The organism is Blastococcus sp. SYSU DS0533, from assembly GCF_054050775.1.
This window is the reverse complement of sequence record NZ_JBJGZZ010000017.1, coordinates 43,765-61,748: the sequence shown is the minus strand read 5'-3', so window position 1 is coordinate 61,748 and position 17,984 is coordinate 43,765. Positions and strand designations below refer to the sequence as shown.

At 75.7% G+C, this 17,984-nt stretch carries 16 protein-coding genes; 11 read left to right on the top strand and 5 right to left on the bottom strand.

Features of this window, described 5'->3' with window-relative positions; genetic code table 11:
* Positions 1 to 2: 2 nt before the first annotated feature.
* The gene (locus ACI79W_RS17235; RefSeq protein WP_456563310.1) at positions 3 to 365 is read left to right on the top strand and encodes a twin-arginine translocase TatA/TatE family subunit; all 363 of its coding nucleotides are present in this window, start codon (positions 3 to 5) and stop codon (positions 363 to 365) included.
* Positions 366 to 653: 288 nt separating this feature from the next.
* Here ACI79W_RS17235 and ACI79W_RS17230 read toward each other — a convergent pair whose 3' ends face one another.
* Positions 654 to 1,805, bottom strand: a complete 1,152-nt coding sequence (locus tag ACI79W_RS17230) for an Mrp/NBP35 family ATP-binding protein (protein WP_456563309.1) — start codon at positions 1,803 to 1,805, stop codon at positions 654 to 656.
* A 164-nt stretch (positions 1,806 to 1,969) separates the two neighbouring features.
* Between ACI79W_RS17230 and ACI79W_RS17225 the strand changes: the two genes are divergently transcribed.
* Positions 1,970 to 2,659, top strand: a complete 690-nt coding sequence (locus tag ACI79W_RS17225) for an AzlC family ABC transporter permease (RefSeq protein WP_456563308.1) — start codon at positions 1,970 to 1,972, stop codon at positions 2,657 to 2,659.
* Positions 2,656 to 2,967 (top strand): AzlD domain-containing protein, encoded by a 312-nt coding sequence (locus ACI79W_RS17220; RefSeq protein WP_456563307.1) that lies wholly within the window; start codon positions 2,656 to 2,658, stop codon positions 2,965 to 2,967. Before ACI79W_RS17225 ends, ACI79W_RS17220 begins: the two co-directional genes overlap by 4 nt.
* Before the next feature lie 183 nt (positions 2,968 to 3,150).
* On the opposite strand, the gene ACI79W_RS17215 is transcribed toward ACI79W_RS17220, so the two are convergent.
* Complete coding sequence (locus ACI79W_RS17215) at positions 3,151 to 3,696, bottom strand: DUF1003 domain-containing protein (RefSeq protein WP_456563306.1); 546 nt, start codon at positions 3,694 to 3,696, stop codon at positions 3,151 to 3,153.
* The gene (locus ACI79W_RS17210; protein ID WP_456563305.1) at positions 3,689 to 4,927 is read right to left on the bottom strand and encodes a magnesium transporter MgtE N-terminal domain-containing protein; all 1,239 of its coding nucleotides are present in this window, start codon (positions 4,925 to 4,927) and stop codon (positions 3,689 to 3,691) included. Before ACI79W_RS17210 ends, ACI79W_RS17215 begins: the two co-directional genes overlap by 8 nt.
* A gap of 25 nt (positions 4,928 to 4,952) precedes the next feature.
* Here ACI79W_RS17210 and ACI79W_RS17205 point away from each other — a divergent pair, with 25 nt between their 5' ends.
* The 3 genes from ACI79W_RS17205 to ACI79W_RS17195 all read left to right on the top strand — a co-directional run bounded on the left by ACI79W_RS17205 (position 4,953) and on the right by ACI79W_RS17195 (position 7,854).
* On the top strand, positions 4,953 to 5,825 hold the full coding sequence (locus tag ACI79W_RS17205) for a PhzF family phenazine biosynthesis protein (RefSeq protein WP_456563304.1): 873 nt from the start codon (positions 4,953 to 4,955) through the stop codon (positions 5,823 to 5,825).
* Complete coding sequence (locus ACI79W_RS17200) at positions 5,729 to 6,754, top strand: DMT family transporter (RefSeq protein ID WP_456563303.1); 1,026 nt, start codon at positions 5,729 to 5,731, stop codon at positions 6,752 to 6,754. Before ACI79W_RS17205 ends, ACI79W_RS17200 begins: the two co-directional genes overlap by 97 nt.
* Before the next feature lie 146 nt (positions 6,755 to 6,900).
* A complete protein-coding gene (locus ACI79W_RS17195; RefSeq protein WP_456563302.1) occupies positions 6,901 to 7,854 on the top strand; it encodes an HpcH/HpaI aldolase/citrate lyase family protein in 954 nt (317 codons plus the stop codon).
* 85 nt (positions 7,855 to 7,939) lie between these two features.
* On the opposite strand, the gene ACI79W_RS17190 is transcribed toward ACI79W_RS17195, so the two are convergent.
* Positions 7,940 to 8,305 carry a DUF4190 domain-containing protein gene (locus ACI79W_RS17190; RefSeq protein ID WP_456563301.1) on the bottom strand — a complete coding sequence of 122 codons (366 nt, stop codon included), beginning with the start codon at positions 8,303 to 8,305 and terminating at the stop codon, positions 7,940 to 7,942.
* A gap of 365 nt (positions 8,306 to 8,670) precedes the next feature.
* Between ACI79W_RS17190 and ACI79W_RS17185 the strand changes: the two genes are divergently transcribed.
* From ACI79W_RS17185 to ACI79W_RS17170, 4 genes are all read left to right on the top strand, one after another.
* On the top strand, positions 8,671 to 9,870 hold the full coding sequence (locus tag ACI79W_RS17185; protein ID WP_456563300.1) for an acyl-CoA dehydrogenase family protein: 1,200 nt from the start codon (positions 8,671 to 8,673) through the stop codon (positions 9,868 to 9,870).
* Between the two features lie 204 nt (positions 9,871 to 10,074).
* Entirely contained in the window at positions 10,075 to 11,010 is a 936-nt protein-coding gene (locus ACI79W_RS17180; RefSeq protein ID WP_456563299.1) for a quinone oxidoreductase family protein, read from the top strand.
* Positions 11,011 to 11,093: 83 nt separating this feature from the next.
* Positions 11,094 to 11,405: an EthD family reductase gene (locus ACI79W_RS17175; protein WP_456563298.1), complete on the top strand. Its 312-nt coding sequence runs from the start codon at positions 11,094 to 11,096 to the stop codon at positions 11,403 to 11,405.
* A gap of 78 nt (positions 11,406 to 11,483) precedes the next feature.
* Entirely contained in the window at positions 11,484 to 15,824 is a 4,341-nt protein-coding gene (locus ACI79W_RS17170; RefSeq protein WP_456563297.1) for an FtsK/SpoIIIE domain-containing protein, read from the top strand.
* Positions 15,825 to 15,899: 75 nt separating this feature from the next.
* Here the strand turns inward: ACI79W_RS17170 and ACI79W_RS17165 are convergent, their stop codons facing one another.
* A complete protein-coding gene (locus ACI79W_RS17165; RefSeq protein ID WP_456563296.1) occupies positions 15,900 to 16,196 on the bottom strand; it encodes a WXG100 family type VII secretion target in 297 nt (98 codons plus the stop codon).
* A gap of 180 nt (positions 16,197 to 16,376) precedes the next feature.
* On the opposite strand from ACI79W_RS17165, the gene ACI79W_RS17160 reads away from it, so the two are divergent.
* Positions 16,377 to 17,915: an acetolactate synthase large subunit gene (locus ACI79W_RS17160; RefSeq protein WP_456563295.1), complete on the top strand. Its 1,539-nt coding sequence runs from the start codon at positions 16,377 to 16,379 to the stop codon at positions 17,913 to 17,915.
* Positions 17,916 to 17,984 lie beyond the last annotated feature (69 nt).

The window sequence follows — 17,984 nt, the reverse complement described above, 5'->3', positions numbered from 1 at the left end:
CGGTGTTCGACTCGATCGGCTGGGGCGAGATCGCCGTCCTGGCGCTCGCCGCACTCTTCATCTTCGGCCCGGAGCGGCTGCCCGACCTGGCGAAGGAGGCGGCCGCCGGCCTCAAGCGGATGCGGGAGGCCGTCACCGGCGTCCGCGCCCAGGTGAACGAGTCCCTCGGTGACGACTTCGACGGGTTGAAGGACCTCGACCTGCGGAAGTACCACCCGCGGACCTTCATCCGCGAGCAGCTCCTCGGCGACGACGAGCCGCCCGTCTCCCCGTCGCGGGCCGGGGGGGCGACGGCGGCGACGGTGGTCGCCGCGCAGGTGCGCGACCGCAACGTGCCGCCGCCCTTCGACGTCGACGCCACCTGACCCGCGCCGCCAGGACGGCGGCCCCTCCCACAGCGCCCGCCCCGCGACCTCGTCGGCTGCGGACCGCTCCTGAGACCACCTGACCTGATCGTGGAGCGTCCTCCCTCAGCGCGGACGGCGGGGGTGGACATTCCACGGTGAGGCAGGACGACGTCGCGCGCGGACGGCGGTGGCCGGTGCGCCGCAGCGGCGTGGTGGGGCCCGGTCGCAGGACCACGTCCGGACCTGGACGCGGCGCGGGGCCGGCCCCCGGATCGGGAGACCGGCCCCGCGGGGCGTCTTCTGCTGTCAGTGGCGGACGGGCGTGAGCCCCAGGGACATCCCCTGCAGCCCGCGCTGGCGGACGGCGAGCCCGTCGGCGATCTTCTCCAGCGCCTTGGCGGCCGGGGTCTCGGGGTCGGCGAGGACGATCGGCGCACCGGCGTCGCCGGCCTCCCGGAGCCGGGTGTCCAGCGGGATCTGACCGAGCAGCGGCACGCGCGCACCCAGCGTGCGGGTGAGCGCGTCGGAGACGGTCTGCCCGCCGCCGGAGCCGAAGACCTCGACGCGCGAGCCGTCGGGGAGCTCCATCCAGCTCATGTTCTCGATGACGCCGACGACCTGCTGGTGGGTCTGGGTGGCGATCGCACCGGCGCGCTCGGCCACCTCGGCCGCGGCCAGCTGCGGCGTGGTGACCACGAGGATCTCGGCGTTGGGCAGCAGCTGCGCGATGGAGATCGCGACGTCGCCGGTGCCCGGGGGGAGGTCGAGCAGCAGCACGTCCAGGTCGCCCCACCAGACGTCGGCGAGGAACTGCTGGAGCGCGCGGTGCAGCATCGGCCCGCGCCACACGACCGGGGTGTTGCCCGGGGTGAACATGCCGATCGAGATGACCTTCACGCCCATCGACTGCGGCGGCATGATCATGTTGTCGACCTGGGTCGGCTTGTCGTCGACGCCCAGCATGCGCGGCACCGAGTGGCCGTAGATGTCGGCGTCCACGACGCCGACCGAGAGCCCGCGCTTGGCCAGGGCCGCGGCGAGGTTCACGGTGACGCTGGACTTGCCGACGCCGCCCTTGCCGGAGGCGACGGCGTAGACGCGGGTGAGCGAGCCGGGCTGTGCGAAGGGGATCACCGGGTCCGCGGCGTCGGTGCCGCGCACGGTCTTGCGCAGTTCGGCCCGCTGCTCGTCGTTCATCACGTCGAGGGCGACCTGCACCGAGGTCACCCCCGGGACGGCGCCGACGGCTGCGGTGACCCGGTTGGTGATCGTCTCCCGCATCGGGCAGCCGGCGACGGTCAGGTAGACCTCGACGGCGACCGAGCCGTCGGGCCCGATCCGCACGTCCTTGACCATGCCCAGCTCGGTGAGCGGTCGGTTGATCTCGGGGTCCTGGACGGTGGCCAGAGCGGCGTTGACGGCGTCGAGCGCCGGCGTGCCGGTCAGCTGGTCGGACATCGTGTTCGTCTGTCTCCTCACGAGCGGGGGACCGGCGTCCGGTGGTCGCGGCCGGAGCGGCGACCCGCGCGATCGGTCGCCTGCCACTCTACGGCGGCACGTGGACCGGACGGCCCGGCGGAGGGTGATCTGGCGCGCACCGGGGCAGAACTAGGGTCGTCGTCGTGCAGCCCGACCGTGCCGAGACCCTGCGGGACGCCGTGGGCCTCGGGCTCGCCGTCGGCCTGTACGGGGTGGCGTTCGGCGCCGCGGCCGACGCCGCCGGGCTCGATGTCTGGCAGGCGCTGGTCCTCTCGGCGGTGATGTTCACCGGCGCCTCGCAGTTCGCCCTCATCGGCGTGCTCGGCGCGGGCGGCAGCCCGCTGGCCGCCGTCGGCAGCGCGCTGCTCCTGGGCACCCGCAACACCGTCTACGGCGTGCGGCTGGTGCCGCTGCTGCGGCCGCGGGGTCCGCTGCGCCGCGCCGGGACGGCCCACTGGGTCATCGACGAGACGACGGCGCTGGCACTGGCTGCCCCTACCCGGGCGCTGGCCGGGCTGGCGTTCCTGGTGGGCGGGGCCACCCTCTACCTGACCTGGAACGCGACCACCGTCGTCGGCGCGCTGGGTGCGGCCGCCCTGGGCGGCACGGCGCGGGCGGCGCTGGACGCGGTCGTGCCGGCCGCCTTCCTCGCCCTGCTGTGGCCGCGGCTGGGGCGGGCGTTCCCCGAGCCCGCGGTGCAGCGCCGGGTGGCGCTCGGCGGCGCGGTGGTCGCGCTGGCGCTGACCCCGTTCGTGCCGCCCGGGGTGCAGGTCGTCGCCGCGGTGGTGGCGGTCGCCCTGGCCGGCCGGCCGCGCCGGGCCGTGGCGTCGTGAGCGGCACCTGGACGGCGGTGCTCGTCGCCTCCGTGGGCTGCTACCTGCTGAAGCTGGCCGGGCTCTCGGTGCCGGCTTCGTGGGTGGAGCAGCCCTGGGTGGCGCGCGTCGTCGACTTCGTGCCGGCAGCGCTGCTCGCGGCCCTCGTCGTCGTGCAGGGGCTGACCAGCGGCGCGGAGATCGTCGTCGACGGCCGCCTGGCCGGGCTCGCCGTCGCCGGTCTCGCCCTGGCGCTGCGGGCCCCCTTCATCGTCGTGCTCCTGCTGGCCGGGGCGGCGGGTGCGGGCGTGCACCTCCTGACGGGCTGACGCGCGTCGCGGCGCGCCCGCGGGCGGGTCGGGCAGCATCCGAGCCGATGACCGCCACCCTCGCGTCGCCGCGCACCCTGCAGGGAGCCCGTCCGCCTGGTCCTCGCCGAGCTCGGTGGGGTGCCGGCCGGGGTCGCGGCCGAGGCGGCCGACGAGCCGGGGCGGCGGTGGGCCGCGGGGTGGCTAGACCGGGGTCGCTCCGCCGCGCGCCTCGGCCTCCTCGCGGTCGCGCTTCTTGCGCTTCTTCTCGCGCTTCTCGCCGTCCTCGCCGTCGTCGCTGGCCAGGCGGTTGAGCTCGCCGCGGATGAAGTCGCGGGTGGCGAGCTCGCCGACGGCCACCCGCACCGCAGCCAGCTCGCGGGCGAGGTACTCGGTGTCGGCACGGGTCGACGCCGCCCGGGCCCGGTCCTCCTCCGCCTGCACGCGGTCGCGGTCGGCCTGCCGGTTCTGCGCCAGCAGGATCAGCGGCGCGGCGTACGCGGCCTGGGTCGAGAACGCCAGGTTCAGCAGGATGAAGGGGTAGGGGTCCCAGCGCAGCTGGACGGCGAAGACGTTGAGCGCGATCCAGACCACCACGATGATCGTCTGCACGGCGAGGAACCGCCCGGTGCCCAGGAAGCGCGCGATGCTCTCGGCGAACTGGCCGACGGCGTCGGGGTTCAGCCGCAGGAAGCTGCCGAACCGGCGGGCGCCGCTGCGGGGGACGTCCAGCCGGGGGCCGTCAGCCACGGCGGGCACGCTCCCGCCAGTCCTCGGGCAGCAGGTGGTCCAGGACGTCGTCCACGCTCACCGCACCCACCAGCCGGCCCTGCGCGTCGACGACCGGCGCGGCGACGAGGTTGTAGGTCGCGAAGTAGTGGGTGACCTCGGCCAGCGGGGCCTCGGGCCTGAGCGGTTCCAGGTCGTCGAGCACGCCGCTGACCAGGGTGGAGGGGGGTTCGCGCAGCAGCCGCTGGATGTGGGCCAGGCCCAGGTAGCGGCCGGTCGGCGTCGCCGACGGGGGCCGGCAGACGTAGACCTGGCTGGCCAGGGCCGGCGTGATCTCCTCCTCGCGCACCCGCGCCAGCGCCTCCGCGATGGTCGCGTCGGGCGCCAGGATCACCGGCTCGCTGGTCATCATCCCGCCGGCGGTGTCCTCGGAGTACTTGAGCAGCTGGCGCACCGACTCCGCCTCGTCGGGCTCCATCAGCTCCAGCAGCCGGTTGCGGTCGACGGCGTGCAGCTCGGAGAGCAGGTCCGCGGCGTCGTCGGGGTCCATCTCCTCGAGGACGTCGGCGGCCCGGCTCTCCTCCAGGGTGCCCAGGATGGTGATCTGCTCGGCCTCGGGCAGCTCGCCCAGCACGTCGGCCAGGCGCTCGTCGTCCATAGCCTCGGCCACCTCGTGCCGGCGTTTGATCGGCAGCTCCTGCAGGGCGTGCGCCATGTCGGCGGCGTTGAGCTCCCGGTAGGTGGCGATGAGCGTCTCGGCGCCCTGCCCGGCCTGCGGCAGCGCCAGTCCGGTGACCTCGTCCCACTCCAGCTGGTGCAGCTGGCCGCGCCGGCCGAGCCGCCCGGGCTCCTGGACGGCGACCCGTGAGAGCAGCCAGTCGCCGGTGCGGGTCTGCTCCACGCCGGCGTCGACGACCGTCGCCGGGCGACCGGACTCGTTGATCGTCACCTGCCGGTCGAGCAGCTCGCCGAGCACGAGGGTCTCGCCGGCCCGCTGCTCGAAGCGCTTGAGGTTGAGGGTGCCCGAGGCCAGCATCACCGCACCCGGGTCCAGCGCCGTCACGCGGCCCATCGGCACGAAGATCCGCCGCCGCGCGACCACCTCCACCACGAGGCCCAGCACGCGGGGGCAGGCCGTCCCGACCCGCAGGCCGACGACGACGTCGCGCACCTTCCCGACCCGGTCACCGTTGGGGTCGAAGACGGTCAGCCCGGCGAGCCGGGAGACGTACGCCCTGGTCGCCGTGGTCACGGTTGGAAAGGCTACCGTCGGGGCCGTGGCTGCCCCGGTCGAGCTGGAGTACGAGGTCGTCGACGTGTTCGCGCCGCGGGCGTTCGCCGGCAACCCGCTGGCCGTGGTGTTCGGCGCCGACGAGCTGACGACCGGGCAGTGCCAGGCGCTGGCGAACGAGTTCGCCCTCTCGGAGACCTCCTTCCTGTGCGCCCCCACCGAGGCCGGCGCCGACTACCGGGTGCGGATCTTCACGCCCTACGCCGAGCTGCCCTTCGCCGGCCACCCCAGCGTCGGCGCCGCGCACACGCTGGTGCGCACCGGGCGACTGCCGGCGGGCACCCTGCGCCAGGAGTGCGGCGCCGGGGTCCTCGACGTGGTGGTGGACGCCGACGGCGCGACGCTCTCCGGTGGCCGCCCCACGCTCCAGGACGGCCCGGCGCCCGGCCGGCTCGCCGCGGCGATGGGGCTGGACGAGGCGGACCTCACCGGTGTCCCCTCGGACGTCGCGGGCTGCGGCCTGCCGTTCGGCTACCTCTCCGTCTGCCCCGACGCCGTGGACCGCGCCGTCCCCGACCCGGGGGCGCTCGCCGGGCTCGACGTGGGGGAGGGCGTGTCCGTGGTGTCCTGGGACGCCGCCACCGCCACCGCCCGCGCGCGGGTGTTCGCCCGCGACCTGGTCTGGGGCGAGGACCCGGCCACCGGCTCGGCGGCGCTGGGTGCGGGGGTGTGGCTGGTCGAGAGCGGGCTGCTGGCCGGTGAGGGCACGTCGCGCTACACCGTGCGGCAGGGCGAGCGGATGGGGCGGCCCTCGGTGCTCGCGTGCACCGTCACCGCAGCCGGTGGCCGGGCGGTCGCCGCCACGGTGCGCGGCGCCGTCGTGCCGGTGGCGTCCGGCCGGATCCGGGTGCCCAGCTGAGCACCGCACCCGCGACGGCAGCCGGCGCCTGGGCGCTGCACCGGCCGGGGGGCCGGGAGTTCGGACTGCTCTCCCTCGCGGTCATCGGTGTCTCGCTCTCCGCCCCGCTGACCGCGATGGTCACCGCCCCCATGCTGGCGCTGGCCTTCTGGCGCAACGCCGCGGGCGCCGCCGCGCTCCTCCCCGTCCTGCTCACCGGCGAGCGCGCCACCCTGGCCGGGCTGCGGTGGCGCGACCTGGGCAGCTCCGTCGTCGCGGGGCTGTTCCTCGCCGCCCACTTCGCCGCCTGGCTGCCCAGCCTGTCGATGACGACGGTGGCCGCCTCCGTCGCCCTGGTCACCACCACACCGATCTGGACGGCGCTCGCCGCGCGCGTCTCCGGCGTGCGGCTGCCGGCCGCGGTGTGGTGGGGCCTGCTGCTGGCGTTCGCCGGTGTCGTGCTCATCGTCGGGGTGGACGTGACGGTGAGCGCGGAGGCGCTCGCCGGCGACGCGCTGGCCCTGCTGGGGGCGGTCTGCGCGGGGGGCTACGTGCTGGCCGGTGCCCGGGCTCGGCAGCGGCTGGCGACCTCGGCGTACGCCGTCGTCTGCTACTCGGTGTGCGCGGTCGTCATCGCCGTCGCGGCGCTGGCCGTCGACGCGCCGCTCACCGGGTTCGAGGCGCGCGACTGGTGGCTGATCGCGGGCATCACCGTCTCCGCGCAGCTGTTCGGCCACACCCTGTTGAACCTGGTGCTCTCCGCCGTGGGCCCCACGGTCGTCAGCCTCGCCGTCCTGCTCGAGGTGCCCGGGGCCTTGCTGTTCGCGCTCCTCCTGCTGCAGCAGGTGCCGCCGCTGCTGGCGCTGCCCGGCGTGCTGCTCGTGGTGGCCGGGGTCGCGCTGGTGGTGCGCGCCGGTCGCCCGGCGACGCTGGTCGAGCCGGCGACCTGAGGGAGGAGCCCGTCGCCCCTCACCACCCGCACGCTCGCGGTGGGCCCCTGCGACGGGACCGACGGCCGATGATCAATGCGGGTCCGTGGCTGGGAATCGGCGTCGCTACCCTCCGGTGACCAACGTCGTCGACCAGCGGAGGCACCGTGGCCGAGCTCCGATCCCGTCGTTCCAACCTCGCCGTCCCGGGCAGCAACCCCCGGTTCCTGGAGAAGGCCAAGGGGCTGCCGGCCGACCAGGTCTTCCTCGACCTGGAGGACGCGTGCGCGCCGCTGGCCAAGCCCGGCGCCCGCAAGAACATCGTCGCGGCCCTCAACGAGGGCGGCTGGGGCGAGAAGATCCGCACCGTCCGGGTCAACGACTGGACGACGGAGTGGACCTTCCAGGACGTGCTGGAGGTCGTCGGCGGGGCCGGCGCGAACCTCGACTGCATCATGCTGCCGAAGGTCCAGGACGCCGCTCAGGTCAAGGCGCTGGACATGCTGCTGACCCAGATCGAGAAGGCCAACGGCTTCGAGGTCGGGCGGATCGGCATCGAGGCGCAGATCGAGACGGCGCAGGGTCTGATCAACGTCAACGACATCGCGAACGCCAGCGACCGCATCGAGACGATCATCTTCGGCCCGGCCGACTTCATGGCCAGCATCAACATGAAGTCCCTGGTGGTCGGCGCCTTGCACCCCGACTACCCGGGCGACCCGTTCCACTACATCCTCATGCAGATCCTCATGGCCGCCCGCGCGCGCGGCGTGCAGGCCATCGACGGCCCCTTCCTGCAGGTCCGCGACGTGCCCGCCTTCGAGGAGGTGGCCAAGCGCTCGGCGATGCTCGGCTTCGACGGCAAGTGGGTCCTGCACCCGGGCCAGATCGACGCCGCCAACGAGATCTACGCGCCGTCGCAGGAGGACTACGACCACGCCGAGCTGATCCTCGACGCCTACGACTGGGCGACCTCGGAGGCGGGCGGCAAGAAGGGCTCGGCGATGCTGGGCGACGAGATGATCGACGAGGCCAGCCGCAAGATGGCCCTGGTCATCGCCGGCAAGGGCCGCGCCGCCGGGCTGCAGCGGACGTCGTCCTTCACCCCGCCGGAGAACTGAGCACTCCCTCCGGACGGGGCGCACGTCGGCCCCGTCCGGAGGCTCGGCCCGAGCATGCGAGGGCTGAGAGGGACGGGGTCCTTCCTCAGGGGGCGAAGCCGGTGCTGGTGAGGGCCGCGAAGGCGGCGATCCAGAGCGCGATGATCAGCACGAAGAACCCGGTGACCAGGCCGCCGACGATGATCCCGGCCAGTGCGAGCCCGGCGCCGTCCTCACCGGTGCGGCTGATCTGCCGGCGGGCGACGACGCCGAGGACGAGCCCGGCCGGCGCGAAGACGAATGCCATGACCAGGGACAGGACCGCAAGGGTGTTGGTCGGCCGGGCCCACGGCGGCGGGCTGTACGCCTGCGGCGGCCCGTACCCCGGCGGGCCGTAGGGCTGCCCGTAGCCGGGTGGGGGGCCGTAGCCGGGGGTGGCACCGCCGTACGGCGACTCATCGCGGGAGGTCACCGCGGCACGCTAGCCCGCGTCGGTCGCCAGCGGTTCGACCACCGCACCTTCCCCCGGCATCCCGCGCCCTGTCGTCCGGGGCCGCCCGCCGGCGCGGCCACTCGCGGAAGCCGGTGAAGGCGATGGGCAGGCCCTGCGCCCCGGTACCTCCTGGCCCGCCGCGACGCGCGGCGACCCCGCCCGCAGGTGCGCCAGCGCGACGAACCGGCCGGCCGCGGGCAGCGCGATGACGACGTGGTCGCCGGCGACCGCGGCCACGGCGTCGGCCGCGCACGGGAGTGACGCAGCGCACGCAGAGGGGGCCCTGCCGGTAGCCCATACTCACCGGTAGCCCGGACACCGAGGTCCCCCGAGGAGCGAAACCTGTGACGCGACTGGCCCAGACCGCCGACCTGACCGACATCCAGCAGGAGATCCTGTCGACGGTCAGGAGCTTCGTCGACAAGGAGATCATCCCGCACGCGCAGGAGCTCGAGCACGGCGACGTCTACCCGCAGGAGATCGTCGACGGGCTCAAGGAGCTCGGCATCTTCGGGCTGATGATCCCCGAGGAGTACGGCGGCCTCGGCGAGTCGCTGCTCACCTACGCCCTGGTGGTCGAGGAGATCGCCCGCGGCTGGATGAGCGTCTCCGGCGTCATCAACACCCACTTCATCGTCGCGTACATGATCAAGCAGCACGGCACGCAGGAGCAGAAGGAGCACTACCTGCCCCGCATGGCCACCGGTGAGGTCCGCGGCGCGTTCTCCATGTCCGAGCCGGGGCTGGGCTCCGACGTCGCCGGGATCCGCACCAAGGCGGTCAAGCAGGCCGACGGCGGCTACGTCATCGACGGCCAGAAGATGTGGCTGACCAACGGGGGCAGCTCCACTCTCGTCGCGGCGCTCGTGCGCACCGACGAGGGCGCGGAGAAGGCGCACCAGAACCTGACCACGTTCCTGGTGGAGAAGCCGGCCGGCTTTGGCGAGGTCAAGCCGGGGATCACCATCCCCGGCAAGATCGACAAGATGGGCTACAAGGGCGTCGACACCACCGAGCTGGTGTTCGACGGCTACCGCGCGGAGGCCTCCGACATCCTCGGCGGCGAGCCGGGCAAGGGCTTCGCCCAGATGATGGACGGCGTCGAGGTCGGCCGGGTCAACGTCGCCGCGCGCGCCTGCGGCATCTCCATCCGCGCGTTCGAGCTCGCCGTCGCCTACGCCCAGCAGCGCGAGACCTTCGGCAAGCCGATCGCCCAGCACCAGGCGATCGCCTTCCAGCTCGCCGAGATGGCGACCAAGGTCGAGGCCGCCCACCTGATGATGGTCAACGCAGCGCGCCTCAAGGACGCCGGCAAGCGCAACGACGTCGAGGCCGGCATGGCCAAGCTCATCGCCAGCGAGTACTGCGCCGAGGTGACCACGCAGTCCTTCCGCATCCACGGTGGCTACGGCTACTCCAAGGAGTACGAGATCGAGCGCCTCATGCGCGAGGCGCCGTTCCTGCTCATCGGCGAGGGCACCAGCGAGATCCAGAAGACGATCATCAGCCGGGGTCTGCTGAAGACCTACAAGCTCAAGGGCTGAGCCCCGGACCGGCCCCGCTCCTCGACGGGGAGCGGGGCCGAGCCATGTCCGGGGGGCGGTAGCGCTGGGGGTCGAGCCATGTCCGGGGCGGTAGCGCTGTGCCCCGCGGGGGTGGGCAGAGCGCTACTCCCCTCGGGGTCCTGTCCGGACTCGGGTGGACCCCCGTCCGGCGCGCCGTGCGGGGCACGGGTGTAGGCAGGGGGCATGCGCGCAGTGGGAGTGACCGGGTTCGGCGGGCCGGAGGCCCTGCACGTCGTCGACGTGGAGCCCGAGCCCCTCGGGCCGGGGCAGGTGCGGCTCCGCGTCCAGGCCGCTGCGGTCAGCCCCACCGACACCCACGCCCGCAGCGGCGCCTACGCCCAGCGCGACCCGGTCAAGACCCCGCCGTGGGTGCCCGGCATGGACGTCGCCGGTGTCGTCACCGAGCTCGGTGACGGCGTCGACCACCTGGCCGTGGGTGATCTGGCGATGGGCATCGTCGTCCCCTCCGGCCCGTTCGGCGCCTACCGGGAGGACAAGGTGCTGCCCGGGAACTCCGTCGTCCGCGCGCCGGCGGGGGCCACCGCGGTGGAGGCGTCGACCCTGCCGATGAACGGCCTCACCGCCCGGCTCTCGCTCGACCTCATGGGGCTGCGGCCGGGCGAGGTGCTCGCGGTGACGGGCGCGGCAGGGGCCTACGGCGGGTACGTCGTCCAGCTGGCCAAGGCCGACGGGCTCACCGTGGTCGCCGACGCCTCGGAGGCCGACGAGGAGCTGGTGCGCGGGCTCGGCGCCGACGTCGTCGTCCGCCGCGGGGACGACGTCGCCGCCCGCATCCGGGAGCACGTGCCGGAGGGCGTGCACGGCCTGGCCGACGGCTCGGTGCAGGACGAGGCGGTGCTCCCGGCGGTGCGCGACGGCGGCGCGGTCGCGACCGTGCGCGGCTACCGCGGCAACGGTGAGCGCGGGCTGCGGTTCTTCCCGACGATGGTGCGCAAGGTCGCCACCGACCGCGCCGCCCTCGACCGGCTCCGGCAGCAGGTGGAGGACGGGGTGCTGACCCTCCGTGTGGCGCGCGCCTTCCCGGCCGAGCAGGCGGCCGAGGCGCACCGCGTGCTGGAGGCGGGCGGCGTGCGCGGCCGGCTCGTCCTGACGTTCTGAGGTCGCGCCGGGCGCCGTCGGGCTGGTTGGCTGCGCGGGTGGACCGGGCAGCGGAGCCCGGCCGGAACGGGAGGTCGGGCCCGATGGTGCACAGGCTGGTGGTCAGCTACGGGACGCCGGAGGACACGGCGGCGTTCGACTCCTACTACCGGGAGACGCACGTCCCGCTGGCGCTCGCGCAGCCCGGGCTGGTCCGGTTCACCTTCGGGCACCCGGTCGCCATGGACCCGGCCCAGACCACGCCCTACCTCGTCGCCGAGCTGGACTTCGACTCCGCGGACGCGATGGCCCGGGCGCTGGCCTCACCCGAGGGGCGGGCGGCCGGGGGTGACCTCGCCAACTTCGCCACCGGCGGGGCGAGCGTCGTGCACTACGAGGTGCAGACGGCGACCTGACCCGGCCCGTCTGGTGTCCCGCCCGGTTATCCACAAGGCCGGACGCCCGGGACCGGCGCCTCCGCCTACCGTCCGGGCGTGCGGGTCCAGCTGAGCATCGCGCAGGACGACGGCACGTCGCTCGACGTCGTCGTCGACGTGGACGACGACCTGCCGGTCGGCCGGGTCGGCGCGGAGCTGGCCCGGGTGGCCGGCGTGCCCGCCCGCGGGGTGTGGCTCGCCGGCGCCCGGCTCGACGACGAGCAGCCGGTGGGGGAGAGCGACCTCGTCGACGGCGCTGTCGTCCACCTGGCTCCCTCCCTGGCCGCGGGGCGCACCCACGGCTGGCAGCTGCGGGTGCTCGGCGGGCCGGACAGCGGCCTGGTCGCGGAGCTGCCGGCCGGAGGGCACGAGCTCGGCCGCCGCAGCGGGTTCGGCTTCACCGACCGCGCCATGTCCCGCCGGCACGCCCTGCTGAGGCTGGGTGCGGACGGTGCCACGCTGCGCGATCTCGGCTCGGCCAACGGCACCGCGCTGGAGGGCGAGCCCGTGCCTGAGGACGACGACGTGCCGGTGGCGCCCGGGCAGGTCGTGCAGCTCGGTGACACCCGGCTGGTGGTCGGGCCCGCCCCGGTCGCCGACGCCGCGGTCGAGCCGGCCGGCCCGGGGGCGCGCGCCTTCGTCCGGGCACCGCGGCTGCTGCCGTCGGCGCGCGAGGTGCGCGTGCAGCTGCCGCAGGCGCCGAGGCCCCGCGAACCGCGCCGGCTGCCCTGGCTCGTGGTGCTGGCGCCGCTGCTGGTGGGCGTGGTGCTCGCCGTCGTCATGCGCTCGCCGCTGTACCTGGTGTTCGCCGTGGCCAGCCCGGTCGTGGTGATCGGCAGCACCGTGGCGGACCGCCGGCAGAGCGCCCGGGAGCAGCGCCGGGAGCGGGCGGAGCACGAGCAGGAGCTGGCCCGCGCCCGGCAGCGGATCGAGCACGCCGTCGCCGAGGAGACCGCCCGCCGCCGCGACGCCCACCCCGACCCGGCGACCGCGCTGCTCACCGCCGTCCTGCCCGGCCGCCGGCTGTGGGAGCGGCGCCGCACCGACCCCGACGCCCTCGACCTGCGCCTGGGCACCGCCGACCTCCCCGCCCGCGTGGTGGTCACCGACCGCGCCGGCGGCGACGAGCCGCCGGCGCAGCGCACGGTGCACGCCGTCCCCGCGGTGGTGCCGCTGCGCGAGGCCGGCGTCCTCGGGCTGGCCGGCCCGGCCGGGCCACTCGCCGGGCTGCTCCGGTGGGTCGTGCTCCAGCTCGCGGTCACCCACCCGCCGCGCGACGTCGGGGTCACGCTGCTGGCGCCGCGGGGCAGGGCCGAGTGGAACTGGGTGCGCTGGCTGCCGCACGCCCGCCCGGCCGACGGCGAGGGGCCGGCCGCGCTCGTCGGGAACGACGCCGACTCGGTGACCGCCCGCGTCGCGGAGCTGACGGCGCTGGTCCGGGCCCGCCGCGCCGGGGGCGCCGGGGGTGGCCGGGTCCTGCCCGAGTCCTTCCCGGCGCACGTGCTCGTGGTCGACGGCTTCCGCGCGCTGCGGGCGACCCCCGGGCTGGCCCAGGTGCTCCAGGACGGCCCGGCGGTCGGGGTGTACGCCGTCTGCGCCGACGAGGAGGAGCGCTTCCTGCCCGAGGCGGCGACGGCCACCGCGGTCCTCGACCCGGCGGAGGAGGCCCGGCTGGTCCTCCGGCGCAGCGGGTTCGACCCGGTGCCGGCCGTGCTGGCCGAGCCGGTGCCCGCGGAGCTCGCCGAGCGGGCGGCCCGGGCGCTGGCCCCGCTGCGCGACGCGAGCCCGGAGGAGGACGACGCCGTCCTACCGGGCAGCGTCCGGCTGCTCGACCTGCTGGGCCTGGAGCCGCCCACCGCCGACGGCGTGCGGGCGCGCTGGCAGCGGGAGAGGCGCACCACCCGGCTGGTCGCCGGCGCCGGCCTGCACGGGCCGTTCACCCTCGACCTGCGCGCCGACGGGCCGCACGGGCTGGTCGCCGGCACGACCGGCGCCGGCAAGTCCGAGCTGCTGCAGACGGTGATCGCGTCGCTGGCGGTGGCCAACCGGCCGGACGCGCTGAACCTCGTGCTGGTCGACTACAAGGGCGGCAGCGCGTTCGGGGACTGCGTGCACCTGCCGCACACCGTCGGCATGGTCACCGACCTGGACGCCCACCTCGTGCAGCGGGCGCTCACCTCGCTGCGCGCCGAGCTCACCCACCGGGAGCACCGGCTGGCCGCCGCCGGGGTGAAGGACCTCGAGGACTACGTCGAGCTGCAGGCCCGCGAGCCCGGCCGGCCGCCCCTGCCGCGGCTGCTCATCGTGATCGACGAGTTCGCGTCGCTGGCCCGGGAGCTGCCCGACTTCGTGACCGGCCTCGTCGACGTCGCCCAGCGGGGGCGGTCGCTGGGCATCCACCTGCTCCTGGCCACCCAGCGGCCCAGCGGGGTGGTGTCGCCGGAGATCCGCGCCAACACCAACCTGCGCATCTCGCTCCGGGTGACCGACGGGGCGGACAGCAGCGACGTGCTCGACGCGCCCGACGCGGCGCGGATCCCGAAGGGCGCGCCGGGCCGCGGGTTCGCCCGGCTCGGGCACGGCGCGCTGGTGCCGTTCCAGGCCGGTCGGGTCGGTGGGCGCCGGCCGGGCCGGCGCGCCGTCGCCGCGGCCGCACCCTTCGTCGTCCCGGTGGGCTGGCACCAGCTCGGGTACGCGCCGCCGCGGAAGCCGGCGACGGCGGCCCGTCCCTCCGACGTGGAGGAGACCGACCTCTCGGTGCTGGTCGACGCCGTGCGGGCCGCGGCCGCCGCCGACGGGGTGCCCGGGCAGCGCAGCCCGTGGCTGCCGGCCCTGCCCGCGCGCGTGGCGGCCGCCGACCTCACGGCACCGGCGGACGGGGTCCCACCCACCTGGTTGCCGTACGGCCTGCAGGACCTCCCGGCGCGCCAGGTCCGGCGGGTGGCCGCCTTCGACCCCGCGGCCGACGGGCACCTGCTGGTCGTCGGCTCGCCGAAGAGCGGGCGCTCCCAGCTGCTGCGCACGCTGGCGGGTGCGGTCGGCGCGCGCTGCTCGACCGCGGACGTGCACCTCTACGCCCTCGACTGCGGCAACGGCGCGCTCCTGCCGCTGGCCGACCTGCCGCACTGCGGCGCGGTGGTGACCCGCACGCAGACCGAGCGCGCCACCCGGCTGCTCGACCGGCTCGCCCGGGAGCTGGAGCACCGCCAGCAGGTGCTGGCCGAGGGCGGCTTCGCCGATGTCACCGAGCAGCGCCGCTCGGTGCCGGCGGACGAGCGGCTGCCGCACGTCCTCCTGCTGCTGGACCGGTGGGAGGGGTTCACACCGGTTCTCGGCGAGGTGGACGGCGGTCGGCTCACCGACGTGGTCACGGCTCTGCTGCGCGAGGGCGCCTCGGCGGGGATCTCCGTCGTCATCACCGGCGACCGGTCGCTGGGCACCGGCCGGCTGTCGTCGCTCACCGACGGCCGGCTGGTGATGCGGCTGGCCGACCGGGGCGACTACCCGCTGGTCGGCGTCCCCGGCCGGCAGGTGCCCGAGTGGCTGCCGCCGGGCCGGGCGGTCACGGTCGAGGGGGTGGTCGAGACGCAGGTGGCGCTGCTCGGCGAGGACGCGTCGGGGCAGGGGCAGGCGGCGGCGCTGGCCGCGATCGCGAAGGAGGCGCACGTGCGGGACGCGCTGGTGCCGCGGCCGGCCCGCCCCTTCCGCGTCGACGTGCTGCCGTCGCGGCTCCCCTTCGAGGCCGCGTGGGACCTGCGCCCGGCCGGCGCCGGCGCCGGGTTCGCGCTGGTCGGCGTCGGCGGCGACGAGCTGGCCGCCACCGGGCCGGACCTGGTCGAGCGGGGGCCGGCCTTCGTCGTCGCGGGGCCGGCACGCTCGGGCCGGAGCACGCTGCTGGCCGTCATGGCCGAGTCGCTGCTGCGGCGGGGCACGCCGGTCGTCCTGGGCGCCCCGAGGCCCTCGCCGCTGCGGGCGCTGGCAGGCCGTCCCGGGGTGATCGACGTCGTCGTGGACCCTGCGACGCCCGCCGACCGGTGGCGGGAGCTGCTCACCGCGGAACCCGGCCGGCCGCTGGTGCTGCTCCTCGACGACGGCGAGGTGCTGCGGGACTGCCCCGCGGCCGAGGTGTTCCGCGAGGTCGTGCGGGGGACCGTGCCCGGCCGCGCCCTCGTGCTGGGCGGGAACGCCGACGCGCTCTGCACCGGCCTGTCGGGCTGGCAGGTGGAGGCGCGCAAGGCCCGGCAGGGCGTGCTGCTCTCGCCGCAGGGCAGCATCGACGGCGACCTGATCGGCGTGCGGGTCCCGCGCAGCGCACTCGGCGGGGCGGTGCGCCCCGGGCGCGGGCTGCTGCACCTCGGCGACGGCGCCCTGTGCACCGTCGCCGTCCCCGTGCTGTGACCGCTGCCGGCCCCGGGGAACGGCGACGGCCGCCTCGCGCGGGGCGGGGCGGCCGTCGGGAGGGCGGTGGTGCGGTCAGCGGCCGAGGGCTCCGGCCAGCTGGGCGTCGGCGTCGCGGAAGGTGGCGGCGGCCTGGGTGAGGTACTGGGCCATGCCGTCGAGGCCCGCGACGGTGTTCCGGGCGCCGGTGGTGAACTCGTCGTAGCAGGCGGCGAAGCTGCGGCTGGAGGCGTCGGTGACGTAGCCGTCGGCGACCAGCTGGTCGACCAGGCTCTTCAGCTGCGCGAGCATGCCGTCGATCTCGGCCCGCCCGCTGGTGAGCCGGCCGGCGGCGTCCTCCATCTGCTGGTAGGTGACGTTGACGTTCGCCATGGTGGGTTCCAATCGGGAGGTCCGGGTGCTCCCCGCACCGGCGGGGCGGGTACGCGGCGGAACGTAACAGCGGGATCGCGCCCCTCCCGGGGTTGTCCACAGGCCCGCGCAGGCCCAGCTGCGAGGCCTGGCGGGGGCTCCGGTCGACGCCGCGCGGGGGGCGTGCCAGGGTCGGCAGGTGTGAACGGCGCACAGGCACTGATCCGGACCCTGGTCGACGCGGGCGTCGACGTCTGCTTCGCCAACCCCGGGACGTCGGAGATGCACTTCGTCGCCGCCCTGGACGACGTCCCGGAGATGCGCGGGGTGCTGACGCTCTTCGAGGGCGTCGCGACCGGCGCGGCCGACGGCTGGGCGCGCATGACCGGACGGCCCGCCGCGACGCTGCTGCACCTGGGCCCGGGCATGGGCAACGGGCTGGCCAACCTGCACAACGCCCGCCGCGGCCGGGCGCCGATGCTCAACGTCGTCGGCGACCACGCGCGCTCGCACAAGCGGCTCGACGCGCCGCTGGAGTCCGACATCGACGCCGTCGCCGGCACCTTCTCCGCGTGGGTGCGCCGCTCGCTGTCACCGGCCGACGTCGCCGCCGACGCCGCCGACGCGGTGGCCGCGGTCGCCACCGGCGGCATCGCGACGCTGATCCTTCCCGCCGACGTGTCGTGGGAGGAGGGCGCCGCCGTCGCCGGGCCCCGCCCGGCCCGGCCGCTGCCGCGGGTCGCGCCGTCCGTGGTGGAGGACGTCGCCGCGGTCGTGCGCGCCGACGAGCCGGTGGTGCTCCTCCTCGGCGGCGACGTCATGGGGGAGGAGGGTCAGCTCGCCGCCGCGCAGGTCGCCGCGGGCACCGGCGTGCGACTGATGGTGGAGACCTTCCCGGCCCGGTCGGCGCGCGGTGCGGGGCTGCCCGACCTGCACCGGCTGCCCTACCCGCCGGAGATGGCGATGGCCGCCCTCGCCGGCACCCGCCACCTCGTGCTGGCCGGGGCGACGGCGCCGGTGCACTTCTTCGGGTACCCCGGGGTGCCCGGCCACCCGGTGCCCGAGGACTGCACCGTGCACGTGCTCAGCGCGCCGGGGGAGGACGGCACCGCGGCGCTGCGGGCGCTCGCCGACCTGGTCGCGCCGGACGCGAAGCCCGAGGTCGCCGAGTTCGAACGCCCCGAGCTGCCCACCGGCCGGTTGACCCCGCGCACGATGGCCGCCGTCGTCGGCGCGCTGCTGCCGGAGAACGCGATCGTCGTCGACGAGGCGATCAGCTCCGGGGCCGGGCTCACCGAGATGACCTCGGCCGGCCCGCGGCACGACTGGCTCGCGCTGACCGGCGGCGCGATCGGCGACGGGCTGCCGATGGCGCTGGGCGCCGCGGTGGCCTGCCCGGACCGGCCGGTGATCGGCATCCAGGCCGACGGCAGCGCCTTGTACACGATCTCGGCGCTGTGGAGCTACGCCCGCGAGCAGGCCGACATCACGACGATCGTCTGCGACAACGGCTCGTACAAGATCCTCGAGCACGAGCTCTCCCGGGTGGGCGCGGCCAACGACGGCGAGCGCGCCCGCAAGCTGCTCGACCTCGGCGGCCCCAGGCTGGACTTCGTCGGGATCGCCGAGGGGATGGGCGTGCCGGCCAGCCGGGCGGCGACGGCGGAGGAGCTGGCCGAGCAGCTGCGCCAGGCGCTCGCCGAGCCCGGCCCGCACCTGGTCGTCGCCACGCTGCGCTGAGCGCCCCCGTTCCGAGACCCGGCTATCCGGTTCCCCCGTCCGTGGGGTAGACAAGGGCGCCCCAGTGAC

Bases quoted from the DNA above. Each gene is read 5' to 3' on its own strand.
- ACI79W_RS17165 (WP_456563296.1), bottom strand. From the start codon at position 16,196: ATGGCGAACGTCAACGTCACCTACCAGCAGATGGAGGACGCCGCCGGC.
- ACI79W_RS17175 (WP_456563298.1), top strand. From the start codon at position 11,094: ATGGTGCACAGGCTGGTGGTCAGCTACGGGACGCCGGAGGACACGGCG.
- ACI79W_RS17180 (WP_456563299.1), top strand. From the start codon at position 10,075: ATGCGCGCAGTGGGAGTGACCGGGTTCGGCGGGCCGGAGGCCCTGCAC.
- ACI79W_RS17230 (WP_456563309.1), bottom strand. From the start codon at position 1,805: ATGTCCGACCAGCTGACCGGCACGCCGGCGCTCGACGCCGTCAACGCC.